This window comes from Acinetobacter sp. YH01007, assembly GCF_013420425.1.
Classification (GTDB): Bacteria; Pseudomonadota; Gammaproteobacteria; order Pseudomonadales; family Moraxellaceae; genus Acinetobacter; species Acinetobacter towneri.
In genome coordinates this window covers 1-15,592 of the sequence record NZ_VOYC01000035.1, presented here as the reverse complement: position 1 = coordinate 15,592, position 15,592 = coordinate 1, and the positions used below count along the sequence as shown (strand labels likewise).

Sequence of the window (15,592 nt, the reverse complement as noted above, 5' to 3'; positions counted from 1 at the left end):
TGCGAGTCTTGCCACGCCGAGCACCTGGTCGCTTTCAGCTGTAAGCGTCGCGGTTTCTGCCCGAGCTGTGGGGCGCGGCGGATGGCCGAAAGTGCCGCCTTGCTGGTTGATGAAGTACTGCCTGAACAACCCATGCGTCAGTGGGTGTTGAGCTTCCCGTTTCAGCTGCGTTTCCTGTTTGCCAGCCGGCCCGAGATCATGGGGTGGGTGCTGGGCATCGTTTACCGCGTCATTGCCACGCACCTGGTCAAGAAAGCGGGCCATACCCACCAAGTGGCCAAGACGGGCGCGGTCACCCTGATCCAGCGTTTTGGATCGGCGCTCAATCTGAATGTTCACTTCCACATGCTGTTTCTCGACGGTGTGTATGTCGAGCAATCCCACGGCTCAGCGCGTTTCCGCTGGGTCAAGGCGCCGACCAGCCCAGAGCTCACCCAGCTGACGCACACCATCGCCCACCGGGTGGGTCGCTATCTGGAACGGCAAGGCCTGCTGGAACGGGATGTCGAAAACAGCTATCTGGCCTCGGATGCGGTGGATGACGACCCGATGACACCCCTGCTGGGGCACTCGATCACTTACCGTATCGCTGTCGGTTCACAGGCGGGGCGAAAGGTGTTCACTTTGCAAACTCTGCCGACCAGTGGTGATCCGTTCGGTGACGGGATTGGCAAGGTAGCCGGGTCCAGCCTGCACGCCGGCGTGGCGGCCAGGGCCGATGAACGCAAGAAGCTCGAACGGCTGTGCCGGTACATCAGCCGCCCGGCGGTATCCGAGAAGCGGCTGTCGTTAACACGAGGCGGCAACGTGCGCTACCAGCTCAAGACGCCGTACCGGGACGGCACCACGCACGTCATTTTCGAACCATTGGATTTCATTGCAAGGCTGGCCGCCCTGGTACCGAAGCCCAGAGTCAACCTAACCCGCTTCCACGGGGTGTTCGCACCCAACAGTCGGCACCGGGCGTTGGTCACGCCGGCAAAACGGGGCAGGGGCAACAAGGTCAGGGTGGCTGATGAACCGGCAACACCAGCACAACGGCGAGCGTCGATGACATGGGCGCAACGGCTCAAGCGTGTTTTCAATATCGACATCGAGACCTGCAGCGGCTGCGGCGGCGCCATGAAAGTCATCGCCTGCATTGAAGACCCTATAGTGATCAAGCAGATCCTTGATCACCTGAAGCACAAAGCCGAAACCAGCGGGACCAGGGCGTTACCCGAAAGCCGGGCGCCACCGGCTGAGCTGCTCCTGGGTCTGTTTGACTGACGAGCCTGAAGGCCAACGATACCAATCAAAATGCTGCGTTCACAGCGCCGCGGCAGGGATCCGCCGTGCTGGTTGTCGGAAAAGGAGCCGCTAGTGGGAAAGAGGAGGGTAAATTTTCAGCGTTGCTGGCTCCCCGTCAGCCGGATTGGGTTGCATCGCAGGGGTGTCGAAAGAGTCAACTGCGGTCCAAAGCTGTTGGACTTGGGTGAAAAGGGCGTTTATTCTTCCTATACGTGAACCGCATCCTACGGAATGAGTAACCCTTGCCCTATTGTGAGTAGAACGTCGTATAATTCAAACGAAAGCAGTTAATAGGTATGAAATATCACAGCACAAAAGAGCGACAGGACATGTTTAGATGATGTTATTATAAAATAATAACATCATGGATGAATAAAAAATAATTTTCTATCTTTACAACTATGTTATACTTCTATGATAAGGCTATGATGGCAAAGCCTTGGTTTTCCTAATCAAATAGTCGCCGAGATGGCTTCAATGCGACAGTAGGTCTACTGTCTCACAATTAATTCATGTATCAGATTTTTGTTCCCTGATGGGAAGTGTTATCCATACGAAAAGAATATGGGTAAAGTGTTACACCTGTATATGACATTCAGAATGTCCTGTCGGGGGAACTGGTACCAATTTAATAAAAGAAAACAGTATAGAAATGACAATCGAAGATATGCAAACATTAGCCCTAGAGCATGGGCTGAGAATTTCGGAAGAGATGAGCGTCAATGAGATGGGCATCGACTTTAGAGTTGCCTTTGTAAAGGAAGTAAACGGTGAGAACTGGGTACTCCGTATACCTCGAAGAAGCGATATGCTTGAACAAATCGAAAATGAAAGTAGAATATTGGATTTAGCCAAAAGAAACCTGTCGATCAATGTCCCTGATTGGAAAATTGTATCGGAGCGCCTAATAGCCTACCCTTTACTGGAGGATGCGCCTGCTCTGACATTCGATGCGATAACACATGAGGTTTCTTGGAACATAGATCGCGATAGCATAGCTTATGTGGAGTCTCTGGCAAAATCATTGGCCGAATTACATCGTATTACAGCTGACGATGTGAGAAAGAGCAACTTGAAAATAATGACTCCAAGTGAATTGAGGACCGAAATAGCTGACCGTATCCACTTGGTGAAATCTGAGATAGGTATCAGCGAGCCGTTGGAAAACAGATACCGTAGATGGTTGGACAATGACCCTTTGTGGCCTGAATTCACTTGTTTCATCCATGGCGATCTCTATGCAGGGCATGTCTTAACCTCGAAGGAAGGTAAGACCTCTGGTATCATAGATTGGTCTACTGCGCATATGGGTGATCCTGCACTGGACTTTTCTGGTCACGTATCGGTTTTTGGAGAGGATAGCCTGAAGAGTTTGATAACGGAGTATGCTAAACAAGGCGGAACGATATGGGATAGGCTCTACGAACAATCTATAGAGAGGGCTGCTGCAGCTCCATTAGCATATGGCGCTTTTGCGGTAGAGTGCAACGACGATAATCATATCAATGCCGCCAGAGCAGCCTTAGGTATTGTTCAATAAAATGATGTGAGGATACTTTTTTAAATGCTAAAATAGGAGTTCGATTGGTGCCACTTAAGAGTATCATTGATTTCTATTTTAGCCAGTATCCTCCACTTTTAGGAGCTCCTCGAAACTCGATTTTATGATCATCTCTTAAGATTTTGAGCCACCGCTCTACTATCTTGACAGGAACTAATAGCTCGTTTACTAAAAATGGTGCACGCTTTCCTGGATTAGTTCTTATCTGATTAAATAGTAGATTTACTCCCTCACTTACTCCCTCATTAGATTCGAAAAGTAGCTTTGATGAGACAATAACTCGAAAACCGTGCTGGAAATTTTCAAAGACAGGGGGACGCAGACCATAGGATGCGAAGCCTTCTTGGATTCGTTTGATGCCTGACCCATATTTTTCAATAAAATGCGCTTCTTTGAACGTGGCAGATATCCTTTTATTGCGCGCCCATGGCGAGTAATCTTCACGAAGAAGCTGATCAATCGTTAAGTTATCAGCTAAACCACCTGGATTGAAAAACTCTATGGAATTGTAATACACCCTGATTATGGAATCGGCAAATTAATTTGGACTTGGGTGAAAAGGGCGTTTATTCTTCCTATTACGTTGTCGGCAGCGGGCCAAAAAGGAATACGTCCATGCCCATCGAGGTGAAACCGGCTGTGAGCGCGGGTTCAAGCATATAGCCCGACAGGCGCGTATCCTTGCCGATCACGACACGATGGCGGTGGTCACCGCGACGAAAGACACGGCCAGCCGCCATGCCGACGCGCAAGGCGGTTTCCGCCGTCATCGCGCCTTCGTTGGCTTTGCCACGAATACCGTCTGTGCCGAAATATTTGCGCACCATAAGGTCGATTATCCTGTCGTCGGGTCGCCCTCAAAGGGGACATGCCTGCTGAACCGCGAATATAGAGAAATATCCCGAATGTGCAGTTAACGAATTCTTGCGGTTTCTTTCAGCGCCGCCAATACCGCCAGCCCGTCGCGCAAGGGGCGCGGCTCGTGTGTGCGGATGAAGTCAGCTCCACCTGCGGCGGCGGCAAGCTCTGCAGCGAGTGTCGCGGCCCCGACATCCCCCGGACCACGGCCTGTGAGCGCGCGCAGAAAGGATTTGCGCGAAACAGACAGAAGCACCGGCAAATCGAAGCGCAGCCGCAATTCATCGAACCGCGCCAGCACCGAGAGCGAGGTTTCGGGAGCAGCCCCCAGAAAAAACCCCATGCCGGGATCAAGGACAAGGCGGTTGCGTTTGATACCGGCACCCGTCAGCGCCGCGATGCGCGCGTCAAAGAACGCCGCAATGTGATCCATGATGTCGCCAGCGGGTGCCTCGCGCCGATCTGCCTGCCCGTCTTGCACCGAATGCATAACGACGAGTTTGGCAGATGATTTCGCCAATTGCGGATAGAACGCAGCGTCTGGAAAACCGCGAATATCATTGAGATAGGCCACACCACGCGACAAGGCATAGGCTTGCGTCGCGGGTTGATAACTGTCGAGCGAGACGGGAATGCCATCTGCCTTGAGCGCGTCCAGCACCGGCGCGATACGCGCGATTTCTGTGTCGGACGAAACAGGCGCGGCGTCGGGATTGCTGGATGCCGGACCGAGGTCGATCACATCTGCCCCCTCGGCCATCAGCTTACGCGCCTGCGCAATGGCTGCGTCTGGCGCCAGATACCGGCCTCCATCGGAGAAACTGTCCGAGGTTATGTTGACGATGCCGAAAATGATGAGCGATTTATTCATGGGGGCTTCTATAATAATCTCTGTACACGACAAAAATAGATAACTCATTGAAATAATGTCACAATAATTGTTTTCTAACGACGAATACTATGACACATCTCAATGAGTTATATCTTATCTTAAACAAATCTCTAAAATGGAACAAGTCACATTTAAAGTGCTTTGCGCTCATCATGCTTGTGATTATTTTAAAGCAAACATGTAATCTTTCTTCTGCATCTAAAGCCTTGCCCATCAAGTGTTTACCACAATCATTTTATCGACGTATGCAGCGCTTCTTTGCAGGTCAGTATTTTGATTATCGTCAAATTTCTCAGTGTCATCACCAGAACGATGGTGATGACTACGGCGATCTGACCCCAAAGGATTCGGCCTCCGCGCAATGCAGGCTCCAGTCGGCAAAAGAGACGGAGCCGATCAGAGAGTAGGCAAAATCGGGACGGGCAACAGGAAAGAGGATGCCGGAGGGCTGCCGGATACTATCGGCGGCAAATAGGATGGATCGCCTGTGCCGTTATCGTGCCGGTCGAGTGCCATCCAGGAAACGATTGGGCGAATCGCCGTCACGCTTCATTTTGCCTGCGAGGTTGAGTAGATTTTTCAGTGCGGAGTTGCGATTGAACGGCGACCAGACGGCTGTAAAGGCAACCGGCTCCGGTTCATCGAGGAAGGGCAGGAAGACGATGCCGGTCGTCGGCAACAATGACGTTGCCTCGCCGACGATAGTGATGCCGAAGCCTTGTCCGACCATAGATAGCAGCGTGTCGCGCCCCACATCAAAGCGCCGGATCGACGGTGCGGGCCAACGCCCGGCAAGGCGCAGCACGATATGGTCATGGACCTGCGGGCCGGTGCCACCATAGCGAACAATGAAAGTCTCGCCGACCAGATCGGACCAAGTGATTGCGGACTGCCCGGCGAGGCGATGCCCATCCGATAGCACGGCCACCAGCGGTTCGGTCCAGATCGGTCGGGTATGGCAGTCGGGCATCTCGGGCTTGCCCGCGACGAACACCACGTCGAGCTGGTCAGCACGAAGCTGCATCACCGCATCGCGGGCTGTGCCTTCGGTGATCTCAACCTCAATGCCCGTATGTTCTTCCCGATAATGACGGATCAGCTCCGTGAGAAAGCTGCGTGGGATTAAGGCATGGATGCCGATGCGAAGCCGGCCGTATTCTCCTTGAGCTGTCATGCCTGCGGTCTTCACTGCGTGATCGAGTTGATCGACACCCGCCGTGACACGCTCCATGAAGTGCCTGCCTGCGTCTGTTAGCCGAACGCCCCGCGCATGGCGCTCAAATAGCAGGACACCAAGGTTATCCTCCAGCGCTTTCACACGCGCGCTGACGCTCGACTGGCTGATACCAAGTGCCTTGGCCGCATGCCGAAAATTCAGATGCTCGGCGACGGCGATGAACTGAACAAGGGAAATGAGCGGTATCCTGCCAGACAGGATACCGACATTCACGAGGTTTCGATGGTTAGTGCGCCGCATCGGAGCGGGCCTGCTACCAGTCGTCGGTTAGACGACTGGCGACTTCTCGGTGGCAGCCCCACGGAGCCGAAGGAGCACCAGCCCCAACGAAACCAGTACCGCCATCGCCGTGGCGTAACAGATCACGGGCCACGCTGTGTCACCGTTTAAAAGTGCCACCGCCAATGTCCCGACAATGCTGACTATCAGGCTTTGAACGCAGAAGTAGAACGCGACCGCTGATCCCGCGATGTCGTCGAACTCTGCCAAAGCGCCGTTCGCGGTAACGGACACCGTGAAGACAATACCGACCGCGACAACCCACATCGGTAGGATGAAGGTGAGGAATGACGGCGAGCCGTAAAGTTCGCCGATCCCCAACAGGACCGCTCCGCAAACAAGCAACGCCATCCCACGCGCCACGCATCCTGCGATGCCCCATCTGGCGACAAAGGACTTCGCGAAACGGGTTGTCACGATCATTACAAGCGCGACAGTGGCGAAGGCAAAGCTGAATCCGATCTCGGAATATTCCGCTTGGCCTATGAGCACACGGGGAGCCGTCGAGAAGAAGACGAAGTAGGTGCCCATACCGGCGCTAAAGCCGACAGTGTAAACCCAAAAAGCCGGACTCGCGAAGATCGGCAAGACAGATCGGCGCGTCTTGACTTGATCCAGAGGGCGGGTTTCGTGCCACCTGAAACCCGCATTTAGGAGTGCGAGCATCGCCAGTATAGCCAAAGTAATGAATATCGCCTGCCATCCCAAGAACTCGCCGATCAATACTCCGGCGATAGGGCCGAGCGCAGGCACGAACGCCAGCATCGAACTGAAAAGGCCGTAGATGACGACACCCTCAGGACGGTTGGCATAAACGTCGCGAACCGTCGCGAACGTCGCCACCAGCATGGCCGACGCGCCCACTGCTTGAAGTAGACGGAAAGCGACAAAGGCCGGTGCAGTTGAAGACCAAGCTGCTCCCAGAGACGCAATGACGAAAGCCGTTGCGCCCGCAAGTAGAATTGGCCGTCGCCCGATTCTGTCTGAGAGCGGACCAAAAATCACCTGGCCCACGCCGAGCATCACCATATAGAGGCTCAACGTGAGTTGGATCATAGCGGGCGTCGTGTTCAGGATGCCGGGCATCGCTGGAACGACAGGGAGATAAATATCCATCGCCAGTGAAGCGAGGATGTCGAAAGGAGCCATCAGCAGCAGTGCTGCCGGCAGCGTATAGGCCCACGCGGGGCGTGTGGTGGTCATGACGAATCAACCCTCGATTAAGGAATACCGGGCGACGTCTGCTCGTCAGCAATCAGATGAGACTAGCCTTACAGAGCGCCGCAACAACAATACTGGTTGTTGCGGCTTACTTGTCTGCTGACTTGGAATTTCCCATCTGATTACTCCACGCTTACGAATATGAATTGCTACATTTTATCCGATTATCTTTTGCTTTGCAATGCGGCATGGGCGCACTCAGCGTTCCAGCCCCCTCTGCCGCCCTAAATGCTTGCTCCAATGCATCGAGCACCATATCTGTATTCATCCGTGTCGATACTTTCCATCCAACAATTGCTCGTGAGAACACATCAATAATAAATGCAGTATAAACCCAGCCTGAATTTGTTTGAATATACGTAAAGTCACTCACCCACAGTTGGTCAGGATGATCAGCAGTAAAATTACGTTTTACCAAGTCATCCGCTCGTTTTTGATCATCTCGGCTACGGGTGGTTTGTTTGTTCTTACCACGCCAAACACCTTTTATACCTAGCTTTTGCATTAATCGAGCAACAGTACAGCGCGCAATAATATAGCCTTCACGTTTCAGTTTTTGCCAGACTTTACGTACACCATACCGACCTGAACTTTCCTTCCAAATTCGTTTAATCTCCTCAGCATGATGCAAGTCATGTAAATCTCGCTTTGCTCGATGTTCTGGATTTTCACAGAGATCTAGAGTCCGGTAATAGGTTGAAGGTGCGATCGGTAAAATTCTACAAATCGCCTCGACTCCGTACAGCTCTTTATTATTATGGATAAAATCCACCATTATTTGTGTGGGCGGTCGAGCTCCGCCTGGGCGAAAAAAGCGGCTGCTTTACGTAGAATTTCATTGGCGCGTTGCAGTTCTTTATTTTCGCGTTCGAGTTGTTTGATACGTTCTTGGTCTGAAAGCTGCTGTACTTTAACTGGATTTTGTTTATCTAAATATTTTTGATACCAAACACGTAGTGTTTCAGGAGTACAACCCTTGCGCAGTATACTGCTCAGGGAGCAATAGCGGTGATCGCAGCCCAATTCGATGGATAATCTTTCTCGGATTCAATCAATAATTGAACCGCTCTTTCTCTGATTTCAGGGGTATATTTTACTTTTTTCATCGGGACATTCTCTCAGAAAGCTTGGTCTCCGACAAACCCGGTACGGTTCAAAAATCTTCCATTGATTTATTTATATCTGTTAAACCAGTCGCATTATGAAATGTAATATAAGTAGAAATTTCAGTATAAATGGTCATGATCTTTTCTAAATTTGAATATCTAAGCGTCTTCATTAATCAACCTTATTGATTATTAGTTTCTTCTTTTAAAGCTCTTTGTACTGTTGCTATCCCTACTTTAAACTTTTCTGCAACACCTCTAAATGTTGAATTTTCTTCAGCCATTGCTTTTCGTATTTCAACATAGTCAACCTTCCGCTTTCTTCCCTTATATAAGCCCTTCGCTTTGGCTTTTGCAATTCCTTCCTTTTGACGCTCACGGATCATGGAGCGTTCAAACTCTGCAAATGCAGCAAGCATCTGAAACATGAGTTTATTTATTGCCGATTGTGCTACATCATGACTGAAGGTCAAATTCTCTTTATGAAAAATAATGGTTATACCACGATCATTCAGACTATTCACAATTTCGTTCAGATCATTTGTATTACGTGCCAGACGATCAATACTATGAACATGCACCGTATCACCTTCACGCAGATAGTCGAGCATTGCATTTAACTGAGGACGTTCACGGCTACCACCGCTTGCCTTTTCAGTAAAGGTCTTATCCAGGCTGATTCCATCTAATTGACGTTCAGTATTTTGTTCAGTTGAACTGACTCGAATATATCCGACCTGATTAGGCATTCTGTACCGTTAGAGTTTAGATAATTAAATACATATTGTACCGAAATTAAATATTAAGTCTATAAATACGGTTTTTGAGTTGCTTTTTAAGACTTTATTTTGTTCCGTTAGGCTATACTCTATAGTTACATAATTCGTGATTTAAAGAGACCTAGAAAAAGAGAAATGGTATTTATTTGAGCTAATCAAAGTTGAGAAACTTTAGAATTCTTGCGTTAGTCAAATTTTAAGCAGCCAAAAGCTATATTTTATGAGGTTTTAGCCAATTCAAAAATTAGATAAACTATACTTTCGCAAGAGGTCTTTTGATTAAATAATAAGCGTGGAACGTGAAAAATCATAAAAAAAGCCCACCTTGGGGAAGATGGGCTATCAACTAGAAACTACAGCATTGATTTCTATAGAGAATTATAACGCTGTTATTCCTAAGTAGTAATGTCCTACCTTAAAACCAAATAGAAATGTCCTATACAGACATTTCCAAGTCAAGCACAGGATTCAGATTTCGTTCTTTGATTACTGTCTTCTGTGCACGTCTGCTTGGCATAGATTGAGAACGATTACGTTTGTTTTGCTGTTCCAATTCTTCATGCTGTTGTTGAATATGATTGAGAACTGCACCTAAACGTTTATTCTCAACAATCTCTCGCTGGTTAAGCTGACTTAATTTATCGAAGATGCTGTAATTGATTTTTCTTCCCTGATATTCAATCGCGACTGTACCATCCGGGTATTCCAGGAACTCAAGATACTTACTAATCAATCTTTGGTTTTCTTCCGTGTTTTCCAGGAGATATACGCATTTATCATAAGTAATCGTCAGGCTATTCGTGACTCTGCGGGGTTCACGCCAGGTAAAAATATCATCTAATTCTTCGGCTGTTTCAGTGACAGTCCGGTGTAGATCCTTGGGATTAAAGGCCATCTTGGCAAACTTCTGATTGAATTGCTCAATGAAGCAGGGTAGCCAGGCATTCGCTTGTTCAATCGAACAGATGCCTTCCAGGCGCATTTCTTTGATCAGACGGTCCTGAAGCGTTCTATTGGCTCGTTCTACACGGCCTTTGGCCTGTGGTGAATTAGCGAAGATAATATCGATATTCAGGGTGCTGAGTACGCGCCCAAATTGCGTAATCTTGGTGTCTTTCTTGCTGCTTTGATTCACCCTGAAGACTGAATGTTTATCGCTGTAGAAGGCTAAAGGCTTACCATGCTGCTCAACATACAAACGTGTTGAAATCATATAGTCAAAGGCTGATTCTGACTCACAGAAGCGTAAGTGCTGCAATTTTCCTGTGGCGTCATCGATAAACACCAATAGACAGCATTTAGGGGCTCTTCCTTCAAACCAGTCATGATGTGAGCCATCAATTTGGATCAGTTCACCATAACAGTCCCGGTTATAACGAGGCTGATATGGGCGTTTCAGGCGTTTGGAGCGAGGAATCCATAAATCGGCTGCAATCATCCAGGAACGCAGGGTTTCCACTGAAATATCGAATCCATGAATGGTAGTCAGCTTTTCATGCGCTAAAGTGGGTCCGAAACCATGGAATTGCTCAGCAACCATATTGAGGCACTTGAGCCTGAGTTCTTCAGGAAGCCTGGAATTGCTGGTTTGACCACGACCGGCATGGGCTAATGCAGCTGGGCCTTGAGCTTTGTATTTTTGCAGTAAACGCCTGATCTGACGTTCTGAAATATGAAGTAGCTGAGCAGCCTGGGATTGAGTTATGCGTTGATCGCAGATTTCCTGCACGACCGACAATCGTTTAAGTTCTTTATCCGACATAGACACCAACATATCAAACCGTCCGCTTCGATAATCGCAAAAGCGCATATTCTAAAAGCGGACATTTTTACTTTGGAGAAACCGGACATTTCTATTTTGGAGTTACAAACGCATTTCGTATAAGGTGTATTATGTTAATTTTAGATTTTTTAAAAAATTAGGGCATCCATGAATCCTTTAGAATTCTACTGTTTAATATTGAAAAATATGGATAAAAACCTGGCTAAGAAACTAGGTAAAATTGAGAAAAAATATACTAATGTTCCATTTAAAAATGATGAAATAGCTAAAGTTAAAATTAAATCCGAATTTGCTTCAGAAATGGGGTTTTTCGTACTTAATTCAGCAACTTCTTTAGCTGTAGATGAAGAAAACTATAATTTTGCATACTGCTTAAAAATCTTAGAACTATATCCAATTAAGAATAACGATTTTTTTTATTGGAATGAGCATATAAAGCTATTTTCAGAATTAGAAAAAAATAATTTTTTATATGAAGATGTCTGCAAACTACATGATTTTCTGGTAAATAACTTTAGCTTTAACGGTGATTTAAAGAATATTATTAGTCATGAGATGCTTAGAAATTCTGGCGTCAATATACTGCTAATTTTAATTCACTTAGATCATTTAATTTCTAAGAAGTGGGGATTCCAATCAATCTCACTAAACCAAGCATTAAAGTTTAAGTTTAAAAATAAACGACCATACTTCCCATCAAAAACTTTTACAGATTTTCTTTTATTTATCTTAAAGATAAATGCAAAGTTTGAAGCAACAAAAGGACATAAAGTCGAGATTCTGAAGACTATTCCTCCAACTAATGGTTTTGAGCAATGGTTAGATCCTTCTCTCGAAGATGAACAAATTAAAGAATTTATACAACTAATTAAAAAAGTTAGAGAAAACAGAAGACTATGCTACTTGAATGAAGTCTATGAGTTCCTAGGTCTACCTTATGGTGAGTTTAAAAATGATGAAATTTATGAACAAGTCTCAGAAGAGAATTATTTATTCCTGAAAAATGAACTTCCAGAAGATAAGTGGTTTGAAAGTATTAATGCCATAGCTGGCCTATGGTTAATATATTTTTGGCAAGACTTTTATTATAAACATTTTCAAAAAACAGCCAGCGTTTCTACGTTAGCTACATCAGAAGATTTTATCGTGATATGGGAAGCCTTCCTGAAGAAATATCCTTCAGAAGGCCAATATCTTTGGCCTTCTGAATTGATATTACAAGATAAATAAATTTTTATTTACGAGGTGGATTATTGTCTCGGCCACCACCTGATGGATTTCCAGTAGTACTAGGCCAACCTGCTGTGCTCATAGTTTTCATCCTTATTTAGATTTCGTAGGTTTATGATTAGGATTCAATTGTCGGCTACGGTTGTCCTGATTCTGCGCATGTTGAATATTATTAGGATTTTTTACTGTAGCACGTTGATCATTCGCTGTTTGTGTCATTGCTTTCTCCTTAAAATGTTTGAACATCTGACAAGGAAAGTATGGCTTCAAAAAAATATGCATCTTGCCTGAAAAACAGTAAAAAAGTTTAAATTTTAACCAAAAAAATTATGTATTTAACATAATGGTGTTATACGAAATTAATGGATGTTCGTATAAATTACTTGCATATTGTATTCGATCGAATACAATATAGTGAGAAGATAAGGAATCCTCATGATTGAAATTAAACGTCTTCCAGAATTTGATGAATGGTTGGATGGCATTAAAGACAATATGACCCGTATCCGCCTGAATCGTCGATTAGATAAGGTTCAACGTGGAAACTGGGGAGACATTAAACCTCTCCAAGATGGCGTTTGGGAAATGAGAGAATTCTTCGGTTCTGGATGGAGGATGTATTACATCCAACATGGTGACGTTGTGATTGTAATGCTTGGTGGTGGAGATAAATCAACTCAACAACAAGACATCGATCGGGCAGTCAAACTATCGAAAACATTGGAGGATTAAAATGGTTAAAGTCGCTGATTTACCAAGTTTTGATATGGCTGAGTCGCTCAAAACTGAAGAAGACATTGTGATGTATCTCAATATGGTTCTTGAAGAAAATGATCCAGCTGAATTAGCCCATGCACTTGGTGTTATTGCTAAAGCTCGTGGCATGACTCAAATCGCTAAAGAAGCAGGGATTGGGCGTGAAGCACTCTACAAAGCCCTACGTCAGGATTCAGCACCACGTTTTGATACGATTAATCGTGTAGTAAATGCTTTAGGCTTAAAACTCACAGTACAACACGCTTAAAACTTTAAAAATATAGTAAAAATGGGAGCTAAAGGCTCCCATTTTTAGATTCGTATAAGGTGTATTATGTTAATTTTAGAAATTCTATATAAATATAGAATTTTTAAAACTTAAATTCTGGCATGTGTCCCATACTTATCAATCATGATCGAACTGGCTTCATTTAGACCACGTACTGTGACATTCGCACCATTCTTTTGAAATTTATTTACAACAGAATCAAGCATGGCGACTGATGTTACATCCCAAATGTGAGAATGGGTCAAATCAATAATCACCTCCTTTACATCCTCTTTAAAGTCAAAACCTTGCATGAATTTTTCAGAAGAACTAAAGAAGATCTGACCTCTCAACTCATATAAACGGGCCATTCCTTCAAAAGATGCTGTCACCTGGATATCATTTTCAAGTTTATTCGCCAGGAACAAGGCTGAAAGTAATACGCCTGTTAACACACCCAAAGCCAGGTTATGCGTAGCAACAACTACAATCACCGTCGCAATCATGACGATATTACTACTCTTAGGATTATCTTTTAACTGAGTGACAGAACTCCATTCAAAGGTACTGATAGAGACCATTATCATTACCGCTACCAATGCAGCCATTGGAATCACTTTGAGCCAGTCGCTGATAAATACAACCAGAATAAGAAGAAAAATGCCCGCAGAGAATGTTGATAAGCGTGTAAGGCCACCTGATTTTACGTTAATCATAGATTGACCAATCATTGCACAACCGGCCATGCCACCCATAAAGCCAGAAGCAATATTCGCAATCCCTTGTCCCTTACATTCCTGATATTTATCACTTGGCGTATCAGTCATTTCATCCACGATAGTTGCTGTCATCATCGATTCAAGTAAACCTACAGCCGCCAGTGCGACTGAATAAGGCAAAATAATCATCAATGTTTCAATATTCAAAGGAATATCTGGAATCAAGAACATTGGAAGTGTGTCAGGTAAAGACCCCATATCGCCCACGGTCCGTACATCAATTCCTAAAGCGATTGCCAATAATGTGATTGCAATGATGCAGACTAGTGGAGAAGGGAGTAATTTTCCTAATTTGGGAACCAGAGGGAATAGATAAATAATTGCTAAACCTAAAGCAACAAAAGCATATACATGCCAGGTCACATTAATCAGTTCAGGCAATTGAGCCATGAAAATTAAGATCGCTAACGCATTTACGAATCCAATAACCACAGATTTAGATACAAACCGCATTAACTTGGCGAGCTTTAAATAGCCTGCCAATATTTGAATCACGCCTGTCAAAATTGTTGCTGCCAGCAGATATTCAAGCCCATGCTCTTTGACCAATGTGACCATAAGCAGCGCCATTGCACCAGTGGCTGCTGAAATCATGGCAGGACGACCACCTACGAAAGAAATCACGACGGCAATACAGAAGGATGCGTATAGACCAACTTTAGGATCTACACCTGCAATAATTGAAAATGCGATGGCTTCAGGGATGAGTGCAAGACCGACGACTAATCCGGCAAGTACATCCCCACGGATGTTAGAGAACCACTGTTCTCGGACATTAGATAACATAAACATAGCCTGTTTTTTAATTTTTCAGATAGGCTAGTGATGTGATATATACAACACACAAACGACTACACCACATCACTAGACAGTGATGAGTTATTTACAGATTTAAGACGATAAATAAACTTAAGGTGGCGTAAGTGTCATAAGATGAAAGAACGTTTTAGAGTAAAAAAATCAGGACAAGGGTAACAGCTAGGTACTTTTTTATAAAGCCTGGATGTTATATCCAAGCTTTGTTTAATCGGTATTTTATGAAGCTTTTGGCTCCCCAAGTAATTGACCTATTTCCAAACGTGTATAGCCACGTTCTTTAAAAATCAAAACAATAGCCTGTTTATAATCTTCAGAAGTAGAAGTCTTATACTTAGTTATCAGTTGATTTTCAGAATTCAGCTCAAGATCATTTTTGATGGTCAATACTTCGCTAGAGATCTTGTTAAAGATATTTAGGTTAAACATACAGGCACTCGTCATCCGTATTATAGCGGCCCGACTATAACGAATACCTGTCTTAGCTACGCTAGACACCCTTGGCCGCAAGGATTACAAATTAAGAAAAATTCCGCAAGTTTTTGTCTATTGAAAGAATAAATAATCTCCCAACTGCTATCTATTTAACATAATGGTGGTTATACGAAATTCTGTTGTTATTCCTAAGTAGAAATGTCCTACCTAATAACCAAATAGAAATGTCCTATATGGACAATTCCAAGTCAAGCACAGGATTCAGATTTCGTTCTTTGATTACTGTCTTCTGTGCACGTCTG

General features: G+C 45.3%; 15 protein-coding genes, 3 pseudogenes and 1 other annotated feature. Of the genes and pseudogenes, 6 read left to right on the top strand and 12 right to left on the bottom strand.

Going from position 1 to position 15,592, the window contains the following annotated elements; all coding sequences use genetic code 11:
- Window positions 1–1,269: IS91-like element ISVsa3 family transposase (locus FTT74_RS13500; protein ID WP_179989166.1), on the top strand; the 1,269-nt coding region annotated here is incomplete at its 5' end.
- 673 nt (window positions 1,270–1,942) lie between these two features.
- Complete coding sequence (gene mph, locus FTT74_RS13490) at window positions 1,943–2,830, top strand: Mph(E)/Mph(G) family macrolide 2'-phosphotransferase (protein ID WP_071830579.1); 888 nt, start codon at window positions 1,943–1,945, stop codon at window positions 2,828–2,830.
- A gap of 73 nt (window positions 2,831–2,903) precedes the next feature.
- On the opposite strand, the gene FTT74_RS13485 is transcribed toward mph, so the two are convergent.
- The 3 genes from FTT74_RS13485 to sul2 form a co-directional block, all read right to left on the bottom strand.
- Window positions 2,904–3,368, bottom strand: a complete 465-nt coding sequence (locus FTT74_RS13485) for an ATP-binding protein (RefSeq protein ID WP_071830580.1) — start codon at window positions 3,366–3,368, stop codon at window positions 2,904–2,906.
- A gap of 61 nt (window positions 3,369–3,429) precedes the next feature.
- Window positions 3,430–3,678: a phosphoglucosamine mutase gene (locus FTT74_RS13480; RefSeq protein ID WP_071830581.1), complete on the bottom strand. Its 249-nt coding sequence runs from the start codon at window positions 3,676–3,678 to the stop codon at window positions 3,430–3,432.
- Between the two features lie 86 nt (window positions 3,679–3,764).
- Window positions 3,765–4,580, bottom strand: a complete 816-nt coding sequence (gene sul2 / locus FTT74_RS13475) for a sulfonamide-resistant dihydropteroate synthase Sul2 (RefSeq protein WP_001043260.1) — start codon at window positions 4,578–4,580, stop codon at window positions 3,765–3,767.
- Between the two features lie 89 nt (window positions 4,581–4,669).
- Between sul2 and FTT74_RS13470 the strand changes: the two are divergent.
- A pseudogene (locus tag FTT74_RS13470) lies at window positions 4,670–4,897 on the top strand (IS4 family transposase); the annotation flags it as partial.
- A gap of 197 nt (window positions 4,898–5,094) precedes the next feature.
- On the opposite strand, the gene FTT74_RS13465 reads toward FTT74_RS13470, so the two are convergent.
- The 6 genes and pseudogenes from FTT74_RS13465 to FTT74_RS13445 all read right to left on the bottom strand — a co-directional run bounded on the left by FTT74_RS13465 (window position 5,095) and on the right by FTT74_RS13445 (window position 10,985).
- Window positions 5,095–5,775, bottom strand: coding sequence for a LysR family substrate-binding domain-containing protein (locus tag FTT74_RS13465; protein WP_109354582.1), 681 nt, complete (start codon window positions 5,773–5,775; stop codon window positions 5,095–5,097).
- A gap of 3 nt (window positions 5,776–5,778) precedes the next feature.
- Window positions 5,779–6,078, bottom strand: a pseudogene (locus FTT74_RS14045) (LysR family transcriptional regulator); the annotation flags it as partial.
- A gap of 27 nt (window positions 6,079–6,105) precedes the next feature.
- The gene (gene floR, locus FTT74_RS13460; protein ID WP_000214122.1) at window positions 6,106–7,320 is read right to left on the bottom strand and encodes a chloramphenicol/florfenicol efflux MFS transporter FloR; all 1,215 of its coding nucleotides are present in this window, start codon (window positions 7,318–7,320) and stop codon (window positions 6,106–6,108) included.
- Window positions 7,321–7,471: 151 nt separating this feature from the next.
- Window positions 7,472–8,444 (bottom strand): annotated as a pseudogene (locus FTT74_RS13455) (IS3 family transposase).
- Window positions 8,039–8,155 (bottom strand) — a sequence feature (AL1L pseudoknot). Its footprint overlaps the pseudogene before it by 117 nt.
- A gap of 182 nt (window positions 8,445–8,626) precedes the next feature.
- Complete coding sequence (locus FTT74_RS13450; protein WP_006581699.1) at window positions 8,627–9,193, bottom strand: recombinase family protein; 567 nt, start codon at window positions 9,191–9,193, stop codon at window positions 8,627–8,629.
- Between the two features lie 466 nt (window positions 9,194–9,659).
- Complete coding sequence (locus tag FTT74_RS13445) at window positions 9,660–10,985, bottom strand: ISNCY family transposase (protein ID WP_179989167.1); 1,326 nt, start codon at window positions 10,983–10,985, stop codon at window positions 9,660–9,662.
- Between the two features lie 168 nt (window positions 10,986–11,153).
- Here FTT74_RS13445 and FTT74_RS13440 point away from each other — a divergent pair, with 168 nt between their 5' ends.
- Window positions 11,154–12,236: a hypothetical protein gene (locus FTT74_RS13440; RefSeq protein WP_004969299.1), complete on the top strand. Its 1,083-nt coding sequence runs from the start codon at window positions 11,154–11,156 to the stop codon at window positions 12,234–12,236.
- 93 nt (window positions 12,237–12,329) lie between these two features.
- Here FTT74_RS13440 and FTT74_RS13970 read toward each other — a convergent pair whose 3' ends face one another.
- Window positions 12,330–12,455 carry a hypothetical protein gene (locus FTT74_RS13970; RefSeq protein ID WP_004969301.1) on the bottom strand — a complete coding sequence of 42 codons (126 nt, stop codon included), beginning with the start codon at window positions 12,453–12,455 and terminating at the stop codon, window positions 12,330–12,332.
- A 216-nt stretch (window positions 12,456–12,671) separates the two neighbouring features.
- On the opposite strand from FTT74_RS13970, the gene FTT74_RS13435 reads away from it, so the two are divergent.
- Window positions 12,672–12,968 carry a type II toxin-antitoxin system RelE/ParE family toxin gene (locus FTT74_RS13435; protein WP_004647749.1) on the top strand — a complete coding sequence of 99 codons (297 nt, stop codon included), beginning with the start codon at window positions 12,672–12,674 and terminating at the stop codon, window positions 12,966–12,968.
- Window position 12,969: 1 nt separating this feature from the next.
- Window positions 12,970–13,260, top strand: coding sequence for an addiction module antidote protein (locus FTT74_RS13430; protein ID WP_004969304.1), 291 nt, complete (start codon window positions 12,970–12,972; stop codon window positions 13,258–13,260).
- A 110-nt stretch (window positions 13,261–13,370) separates the two neighbouring features.
- On the opposite strand, the gene FTT74_RS13425 is transcribed toward FTT74_RS13430, so the two are convergent.
- Together FTT74_RS13425 and FTT74_RS13420 are read right to left on the bottom strand one after the other, a co-directional pair.
- Window positions 13,371–14,825: a SulP family inorganic anion transporter gene (locus tag FTT74_RS13425; protein ID WP_026438532.1), complete on the bottom strand. Its 1,455-nt coding sequence runs from the start codon at window positions 14,823–14,825 to the stop codon at window positions 13,371–13,373.
- A gap of 249 nt (window positions 14,826–15,074) precedes the next feature.
- Complete coding sequence (locus tag FTT74_RS13420; RefSeq protein ID WP_004976362.1) at window positions 15,075–15,284, bottom strand: hypothetical protein; 210 nt, start codon at window positions 15,282–15,284, stop codon at window positions 15,075–15,077.
- Between the last annotated feature and the right edge of the window lie 308 nt (window positions 15,285–15,592).

What these genes read in the sequence shown, in the direction of transcription:
- mph (WP_071830579.1), top strand. Translation starts at nt 1,943, where the DNA reads ATGACAATCGAAGATATGCAAACATTAGCCCTAGAGCATGGGCTGAGA.
- FTT74_RS13480 (WP_071830581.1), bottom strand. Translation starts at nt 3,678, where the DNA reads ATGGTGCGCAAATATTTCGGCACAGACGGTATTCGTGGCAAAGCCAAC.
- sul2 (WP_001043260.1), bottom strand. Translation starts at nt 4,580, where the DNA reads ATGAATAAATCGCTCATCATTTTCGGCATCGTCAACATAACCTCGGAC.
- FTT74_RS13465 (WP_109354582.1), bottom strand. Translation starts at nt 5,775, where the DNA reads ATGACAGCTCAAGGAGAATACGGCCGGCTTCGCATCGGCATCCATGCC.
- floR (WP_000214122.1), bottom strand. Translation starts at nt 7,320, where the DNA reads ATGACCACCACACGCCCCGCGTGGGCCTATACGCTGCCGGCAGCACTG.
- FTT74_RS13450 (WP_006581699.1), bottom strand. Translation starts at nt 9,193, where the DNA reads ATGCCTAATCAGGTCGGATATATTCGAGTCAGTTCAACTGAACAAAAT.
- FTT74_RS13445 (WP_179989167.1), bottom strand. Translation starts at nt 10,985, where the DNA reads ATGTCGGATAAAGAACTTAAACGATTGTCGGTCGTGCAGGAAATCTGC.
- FTT74_RS13440 (WP_004969299.1), top strand. Translation starts at nt 11,154, where the DNA reads ATGAATCCTTTAGAATTCTACTGTTTAATATTGAAAAATATGGATAAA.
- FTT74_RS13970 (WP_004969301.1), bottom strand. Translation starts at nt 12,455, where the DNA reads ATGACACAAACAGCGAATGATCAACGTGCTACAGTAAAAAATCCTAAT.
- FTT74_RS13435 (WP_004647749.1), top strand. Translation starts at nt 12,672, where the DNA reads ATGATTGAAATTAAACGTCTTCCAGAATTTGATGAATGGTTGGATGGC.
- FTT74_RS13430 (WP_004969304.1), top strand. Translation starts at nt 12,970, where the DNA reads ATGGTTAAAGTCGCTGATTTACCAAGTTTTGATATGGCTGAGTCGCTC.
- FTT74_RS13425 (WP_026438532.1), bottom strand. Translation starts at nt 14,825, where the DNA reads ATGTTATCTAATGTCCGAGAACAGTGGTTCTCTAACATCCGTGGGGAT.
- FTT74_RS13420 (WP_004976362.1), bottom strand. Translation starts at nt 15,284, where the DNA reads ATGTTTAACCTAAATATCTTTAACAAGATCTCTAGCGAAGTATTGACC.